Consider the following 325-nt stretch of genomic DNA (forward strand, 5'->3'; position numbering starts at 1 on the left):
CAGGGAGCGTTCCAGGCCCATGGTGCGTCCGGACTCGATGCGGCTGACGGTGCTCTGGGACAGGCCGGTCATGGCCGCCACGCTCGTCTGGTCCAGGCCGTGGGCGCTTCTGCGCAGGAGCCGGATCACTTCGGCGGCGTCGTAGTCCGACAATGCGGACATGACCTCTGTATTGTCCCAGAATCCCGGGGGGATACAGGAACAGGAAGGGGAGGAACCGGACCGGGAGCGTCCATAGTTTCCGCAGTTCATCGGCTGCTTTCTCGGGGCGAGGGAAGGGATATGCATATCGTATCCGCAGCGCCCTCCGATGAATATGCACGCG

At 63.7% G+C, this 325-nt stretch carries 1 protein-coding gene; it reads right to left on the bottom strand.

The genetic code is table 11. The features are described from left to right. Positions 1-288: helix-turn-helix domain-containing protein (locus ACFHWE_RS23785; RefSeq protein ID WP_416604111.1), on the bottom strand; the 288-nt coding region annotated here is incomplete at its 3' end. Positions 289-325: the final 37 nt, after the last annotated feature.

The organism is Nocardiopsis sp. LOL_012 (genome assembly GCF_048060475.1).
Classification (GTDB): domain Bacteria; phylum Actinomycetota; class Actinomycetes; order Streptosporangiales; family Streptosporangiaceae; genus Nocardiopsis.